Source organism: Geodermatophilus chilensis (assembly GCF_002802985.1).
GTDB classification, from domain to species: domain Bacteria; phylum Actinomycetota; class Actinomycetes; order Mycobacteriales; family Geodermatophilaceae; genus Geodermatophilus; species Geodermatophilus chilensis.
Genome location: NZ_NVPT01000071.1, coordinates 21,816 through 27,981 on the forward strand (window position 1 = coordinate 21,816; position 6,166 = coordinate 27,981).

Annotated in this window: 8 protein-coding genes; 6 read left to right on the forward strand and 2 right to left on the reverse strand. The window is 75.7% G+C overall.

Annotated features, from left to right (window positions below):
- Window positions 1-38: 38 nt before the first annotated feature.
- The 3 genes from CNO22_RS13550 (at window position 39) to CNO22_RS13560 (ending at window position 1,791) form a co-directional block, all read left to right on the forward strand.
- Window positions 39-422: a TFIIB-type zinc ribbon-containing protein gene (locus tag CNO22_RS13550; protein WP_232807014.1), complete on the forward strand. Its 384-nt coding sequence runs from the start codon at window positions 39-41 to the stop codon at window positions 420-422.
- Window positions 423-448: 26 nt separating this feature from the next.
- Window positions 449-1,273 (forward strand): hypothetical protein, encoded by an 825-nt coding sequence (locus tag CNO22_RS13555; RefSeq protein ID WP_100499871.1) that lies wholly within the window; start codon window positions 449-451, stop codon window positions 1,271-1,273.
- Window positions 1,274-1,473: 200 nt separating this feature from the next.
- On the forward strand, window positions 1,474-1,791 hold the full coding sequence (locus CNO22_RS13560) for a hypothetical protein (RefSeq protein WP_100499872.1): 318 nt from the start codon (window positions 1,474-1,476) through the stop codon (window positions 1,789-1,791).
- A gap of 167 nt (window positions 1,792-1,958) precedes the next feature.
- Here the strand turns inward: CNO22_RS13560 and CNO22_RS13565 are convergent, their stop codons facing one another.
- Both CNO22_RS13565 and CNO22_RS13570 read right to left on the reverse strand, forming a co-directional pair.
- Window positions 1,959-3,128, reverse strand: a complete 1,170-nt coding sequence (locus CNO22_RS13565; protein ID WP_100499873.1) for a 4-hydroxybenzoate 3-monooxygenase — start codon at window positions 3,126-3,128, stop codon at window positions 1,959-1,961.
- A 50-nt stretch (window positions 3,129-3,178) separates the two neighbouring features.
- Window positions 3,179-3,922, reverse strand: a complete 744-nt coding sequence (locus tag CNO22_RS13570) for an IclR family transcriptional regulator (protein ID WP_232807015.1) — start codon at window positions 3,920-3,922, stop codon at window positions 3,179-3,181.
- A gap of 101 nt (window positions 3,923-4,023) precedes the next feature.
- Between CNO22_RS13570 and pcaH the strand changes: the two genes are divergently transcribed.
- The 3 genes from pcaH to CNO22_RS13585 all read left to right on the forward strand — a co-directional run.
- The gene (gene pcaH / locus CNO22_RS13575) at window positions 4,024-4,770 is read left to right on the forward strand and encodes a protocatechuate 3,4-dioxygenase subunit beta (protein WP_100499875.1); all 747 of its coding nucleotides are present in this window, start codon (window positions 4,024-4,026) and stop codon (window positions 4,768-4,770) included.
- Entirely contained in the window at window positions 4,767-5,330 is a 564-nt protein-coding gene (gene pcaG, locus CNO22_RS13580) for a protocatechuate 3,4-dioxygenase subunit alpha (protein ID WP_100499876.1), read from the forward strand. The genes pcaH and pcaG overlap by 4 nt, the downstream gene beginning before the upstream one ends.
- On the forward strand, window positions 5,327-6,166 hold an 840-nt coding region (locus tag CNO22_RS13585; protein WP_269799597.1), incomplete at its 3' end, for a lyase family protein. The genes pcaG and CNO22_RS13585, both read left to right, overlap by 4 nt.

Genomic DNA, 6,166 nt, shown 5'->3' on the forward strand with positions numbered 1-6,166 from the left:
GGACGCCAGGTCGGCCCGCGCCGCGCGCGGGGGAACGCGTGTCGTCCGCCGCCCGTTGCCCGGCCATGGAGCTGACCTGTCCCAAGTGCCACGGCACGATGCGCACCTACGAGCGCAACGGGGTGCACGTCGACCAGTGCACGGAGTGCCGCGGCATCTTCCTCGACCGCGGTGAGCTCGAGCGGCTGATCGACGCCGAGACCGCGTGGCACGAGGGCGGCCGGCCCACCTCGACGTCGGCACCGCACGCCGGGTCGGGCCACCCGACCGGCGGCTCCGCCCCCGCTGGTGGCCACGGCTCCGCCGGCGGGCTCGGCGCGGTCGTCGGCGAGGTGCTCAACCAGGTCCAGAAGAAGCAGCACTCCTCCTCGGGGTACGGGCACAAGCGCAAGCAGTCGTTCCTGGGCGAGCTGTTCGGCTGACGCCGCGGCGGGGCACGCATGGAGGCGTGTTCGACGTCGACTGGATGGGTCAGCTCGGCCGCGAGGTGCTGCGGGAGCGGCTGCCCGCGCTGATCGCCGAGGCGTGCGCGTGGACCGTCGGGATGTCCGACCGGCCGCACCACGAGCGGCGCCGCGGCCGGCTGGGCGAGACCGGCGGGACCATCGGCGACCGCATCGCCCGCGGGCAGCCGCTGTCCGGGGAGGAGGACGGCCGGCTCGACCTCGGCGACGCCCGGCCGGGCAGCTTCCGCGACGTCCTCAACGCGGTGGACGCGACCGGGGTCCTCTACGCCGACCGGTTCGACCGCGAGGTGCTCGAGCCGTTCGTGCTGGCCACCTGCGTGCTCGCCGCCGAGCGGGCGCGGGCGACGCGGCGGGCGGACTGGGTCGAGCTGCTCGACGACCTCGGCGAGGACGGCCGCGACCTGGTCGGCGTCGTCCGGGCGGGGGAGTGGGAGGCGTCGCTGCGGACCGAGGCCGAGCACCTGGTGCTGGCGGCGCTGGCCGACGTCCCGCTGCTGGAGGTCGAGGCCGAGGGGCTGCCGCTGTCGCTGGTGCGGGCGGCCGAGGCGCTGACGCGGCAGGCCGCCGGCCCACCGGCGTCCGCGCCGCCGGGGGAGGACCCGGCCGCCTCGGGGGCGGTCTTCCTGGCCCGGGCCGCGCTGGCGGACCTCGACGAGCCGGTGCCGCCGACCCAGGCCGACCGGGTGCTCACCGCGCTGCTGGCCGAGGGCATCGAGCCCGACGAGCTGCCCGCCGTCCTCCCGCACCTGCCGCTCGCGCCGGGCACCGCGGACGCCGTCCTCACCCTGCTGGACGCCGGCCGCTGACCGCCTCGGGAGAACCTGTCGGGCAGGCCCCGGCCGTTCGCCGGGACGGTGCGTCGAGAGGCGTCAGCAGCAGCCGTCACTCCTCGTTCCTGTCCGCCCGCGTGTCTCCGGACGGCGCCCTCGCGCCGCGGTGCCTCCGTCCGTCACGATGGGCGGGGGCGGTGCTCCAGGGCCGGAGTGCCCGGTGGACGGAGGACGAGATGACGGATCAGCAGCCGGTCGAACCGGACGCGATCATCGACAGGGACGGGACCGCGGTTCCGGGCCCGCGTGCGCCCGGTCACGACGTGGCGCCGCTGTCGCTCTCCTCGCTGATCCCGACGCTCGCTCGGGTGGCGATCGCCGGGCCGCTGCTCACCGCGTCGGCGTTCGCGCTCACCGCGGCCGCGGCCGCCAAGGCGGTCGAGATGGCCGGCCGGATGGCCCGGCAGCGTGTCGGTGCCGATGCGCTGGAGCAGGTTCTCCCCGGCCGGCTCGAGGTCACCTGGACCAGGGTCGAGATCCGTTGGCCGTCCTGAGCGCCGCCGCCCACCATGGCAGCCTGGCGCAACGGAGCTGACCCGGCTGCTCACCAGTGCCGCACGGAGTCCTGCAGCGGCCGGTCACGGCGTGTGGGGGTGGGGAGTACGCGTCCGGACCCTGGACGACGGCGAGTGCGCACTCGGCGGGCCGCCGCAGCGGCGGGTCAGAGCTCGAGGGGGAGGCCGGTGTAGTTCTCGGCCAGCTCGCCCGCGGCGGGCTCGGACGAGCAGACCCGGCGCAGCTGGGAGAGCTGCAGCTCGGCGTCGAAGTCGTCGCCGGAGCGGTGCAGCATCGAGGTCATCCACCAGGAGAAGTGGGTGCACCGCCAGACGCGGGCCAGGGCGCGGTCGGAGTAGGAGTCGACCAGGTCGGTCTCCTTCTCCCGCAGCAGCCGCACCAGTGCCTGCGCGAGCAGGGTGACGTCGGCGACGGCGAGGTTGAGGCCCTTGGCGCCGGTCGGCGGGACGATGTGCGCGGCGTCCCCGGCGAGGAAGAGCCGGCCGCGGCGCATCGGGGCGCTGACGAACGAGCGCATCGGCAGGATCGACTTCTCCGTCACCGGCCCGCGGTTGACCGACCAGCCCTCCAGCGCCATGCGGGTGTCGAGGGCGTCCCAGATCCGCTCGTCGGACCAGTCCTCGATCTTCTCCGTCGGGTCGACCTGCAGGTACAGCCGCGACACCTTCGGCGAGCGCATCGAGTAGAGCGCGAAGCCCTCGGGGTGCCAGGCGTAGATCAGCTCGTCGGTGGCCGGCGCGGCGTCGGCGAGGATGCCGAGCCACGCGTAGGGGTAGATGCGCTCCCACACCCGTCCGCCGGCCTCCTGCACCACCGCGCGCGAGGGGCCGTGGAAGCCGTCGGTGCCGGCGATGACGTCGCACTCGAGCACCTGCGGGACGCCGTCCGCGTCGGTGAACCGGATCCGCGGGGCGTCGCCGTCGACGTCCTCGGGGCGGACGTCGGAGACCTCGAACAGCAGCGGCGGGCCGCCGTCCAGCTGGGCCCTGATGAGGTCCTTGGTGACCTCCGTCTGCCCGTACACCCACACCGTGCGCCCGCACAGCGACGGGAAGTCCAGCGTGTGCCGGGTGCCCGGGTACTGCAGGTGGATGCCGGAGTGCTCCAGCCCCTCCCGCTGCAGCCGCATCCCCACGCCGGCCGCGGTCAGCGTGTCGACCGTGTGCTGCTCGAGGATGCCGGCGCGGATCCGCGCCTCCACGTACTCCCGCGACCGGTTCTCCAGGAGGACGGAGTCGATGCCCTGCAGCGCGAGCAGCCGCGACAGCAGCAGGCCGGCCGGACCGGCGCCGATGATCCCCACCTGAGTGCGCACGGGCCGAGTGTGACCGCCGCTACGCCGGGCTGGGAACCGCGCGCTCCCGCTCAGTGGAAGGACTGTGCCCGCGCCAGCTCCCGGCCGATGCCCCGCGCGGCCACCTCCAACGCCGGCACCAGCCGCAGCAGGTCGCGCCGGTGACTGGGGACGACGATCCCCAGGGCGGCGGCGACCACCGGGCCGGCCGGCCGCTCCACGCGCACCGGGACGGCGACCGACAGGGTGCCCAGCGACATCTCCTCGGCCGTGCGCGCGTACCCGCGGCGGCGCACCTCGGCGATCTCCCGGCGCAGCCGCCCGGGGTCGACGACGGTGTGCCGCGTCTCCCGCGTCGGCGCGCGCAGCACGGCCTCGGCGACGTCGTCCGGCGCGGCGGCCAGCAGCACCTTGCCGACCCCGGTGGCGTGCAGCGGCAGCCGGCTGCCCACCTGGCTCACCACCGGGACCGACTCGCGGCCGGAGACCCGCTCGACGTAGAGGGCGCTGCGGCCCTCCCGGACGGCGAGGTGCACGGTGTCGCGGGTCGCGGTGTGCACGTCGAGCAGGAACGGCGCGGCGACCTGGCGCAGCTCCAGCTGGACGCGAGCGAGCAGGCCGAGGTCCCACAGCCGACGGCCGATCTCGTAGCGGCCGTCGGGGCGCCGGTGCAGCGCACCCCAGCCGGTGAGCTCGCCGAGCAGACGGTGGGTGGTCGACAGCGGCGTCCCGGAGCGCTCGGCGATCTCCGAGAGCGTCAGCCGCGGCGCGGAGCTGTCGAAGGCGCCGAGCACGTCGAGGGCGCGCGCGGTCACCGACCGCCCCGCCGCCGTCCCGCCACCGGCCACGACGCTCCCTTCCGCTGGCCGGAAGGCCAGGCTTGGGCAGCGTAGCCCGGCGGCCCTACGGTCCTGGCATGACCGGGACCACATCCGGCGGCCGGCTCGACCTGCCGCGCTACGCGCGCACGGACGCCGCCCTGCGGACGCCGCTGAGCTACTCCGACTACCGGAGCACCGGGCTGCGGGCCCCGCTGCGCACCCCGGTCGACCTGCCGCACCGCCTGACCGAGGTCACCCGGCCGCTGCTGGGCGAGGACCGGGTCCGGCCGGAGGACGCCGACCTGACCAGGCGGCTGGGCGGGGAGGCGGTGGGCCAGCGGATCATCGTCCACGGCCGGGTCCTCGACGGCGACGGCCGCCCGGTGCCCCACACGCTGGTCGAGGTCTGGCAGGCCAACGCCGCCGGGCGCTACCGGCACGTGGTCGACAACTGGCCCGCGCCGCTGGACCCGCACTTCGACGGGCTGGGCCGGGTCATGACCGACGACCAGGGCCGCTACGAGTTCCTGACGATCCGACCGGGCGCCTACCCGTGGCGCAACCACGACAACGCGTGGCGGCCGGCGCACATCCACTTCTCGCTGTTCGGCCGGGCCTTCACCCAGCGCCTGGTCACGCAGATGTACTTCCCGGACGACCCGCTGTTCTTCCAGGACCCCATCTTCACCTCCATCCCGGAGGCGGCCCGCCCGCTGGCGATCAGCCGGTTCGACTACGAGCGCACCGTCGACCACTGGGCGCTGGCCTACGAGTGGGACATCGTGCTGCGCGGCAGCGACCAGACACCGTTCGAGACCGAGGACGACGGAGACGTGGCGTGACGCGACTGCAGCCCACCCCCAGCGCCACCGTCGGCCCGTACCTGGCGATCGGCCTCACCTGGGAGGGCGGCGAGTTCGTCGTCCCGCCGGGGACCCCGGGCGCCGTCTGGCTGCGCGGCACGGTGTTCGACGGCAACGGCGACCCGGTGTCCGACGCGATGGTCGAGACCTGGCAGGCCGACCCCGACGGCCGCTTCGACCACCCCGACGACCCGCGCGGCTCCGCCCGGTACCCCGGCTTCACCGGCTTCGGCCGCGCGCAGACGGTGCCCGACGGCGACTACGCCATCTGCACGCTCAAGCCCGGCCGGGTGCCCGACGGGGAGGGCGGCCTGCAGGCCCCGCACGTCGACGTCTCGGTGTTCGCCCGCGGGCTGCTCGACCGGGTCGTCACCCGGGTCTACTTCGCCGACGAGGCGGAGGCCAACGCCGAGGACGTCGTCCTGCAGGGGCTGCCGGAGGACCGCCGGCAGACGCTGATCGCCACGCCGACCGACGACGGCTACCGCCTCGACCTGTACCTGCAGGGCGACCGGGAGACGGTGTTCTTCGCCGTATGACGCTGTTCTCCGGGACCTTCGCCCGCGGCGGGGCCGCGGCCGCCGTCTCCGACGACGCATGGTTCCGGGCGCTGCTCGAGGTGGAGGCCGCGCTGGCCCGCGCCGCGGCCCGCACCGGGCTGGTGCCGACCACCGCGGCCGACGCGGTCACCGCCGCCTGCGCGCACCCCGGGCGCCTGGACCTCGCCACGGTGGTCGCCCGGGCCGCGGACGCCGGCAACCCGGTGCCGCCGCTGGTCCGGGTGCTGCAGGACGCGGTCGGCGAGCGCGACGCCGTCGCCGTCCACGTCGGCGCCACCAGCCAGGACGTGCTGGACACCGCGCTGCTGCTCATGGCGCGGAACGCGATCGCCGCGGTCGACGCCGACCTGGCCGCCGCCGCGGAGACCGCCGCGGGCCTCGCCCGTACCCACCGGGACGACGTGCTGGCCGGCCGCACCCTCATGCAGCAGGCGCTGCCCACCACCTTCGGGCTCAAGGCCGCCGGCTGGCTGGCCGGGCTGGACGGCGCCCGGCTGCGGCTGGCCGAGGTGGTCGCCGAGCTGCCGGTGCAGTACGGCGGCGCCGTCGGCACGCTGGCGGCCAGCGGCGGGGCCGGCGTCGCGCTGCGGGCGGCGCTGGCCGAGGAGCTGCAGCTGACGGGCACCGCCGTCGCGTGGCACACCGTGCGGCTGCCGGTCGCGGACCTGGCCGGCGCGCTGGCCGCGGCCGCCGGTGTGGTCGCCACCGTGGCCGTCGACGTCGTGCTGCTCGCCCAGACCGAGGTGGCGGAGGTCGCCGAGGTGGGGGAGCTGTTGCTTATACACATCTCCGAGCCCACGAGACCGTTACAGGCG

Coding starts and splice junctions, on each gene's coding strand:
- CNO22_RS13560 (WP_100499872.1), top strand. CDS start 1,474: ATGACGGATCAGCAGCCGGTCGAACCGGACGCGATCATCGACAGGGAC.
- pcaH (WP_100499875.1), top strand. CDS start 4,024: ATGACCGGGACCACATCCGGCGGCCGGCTCGACCTGCCGCGCTACGCG.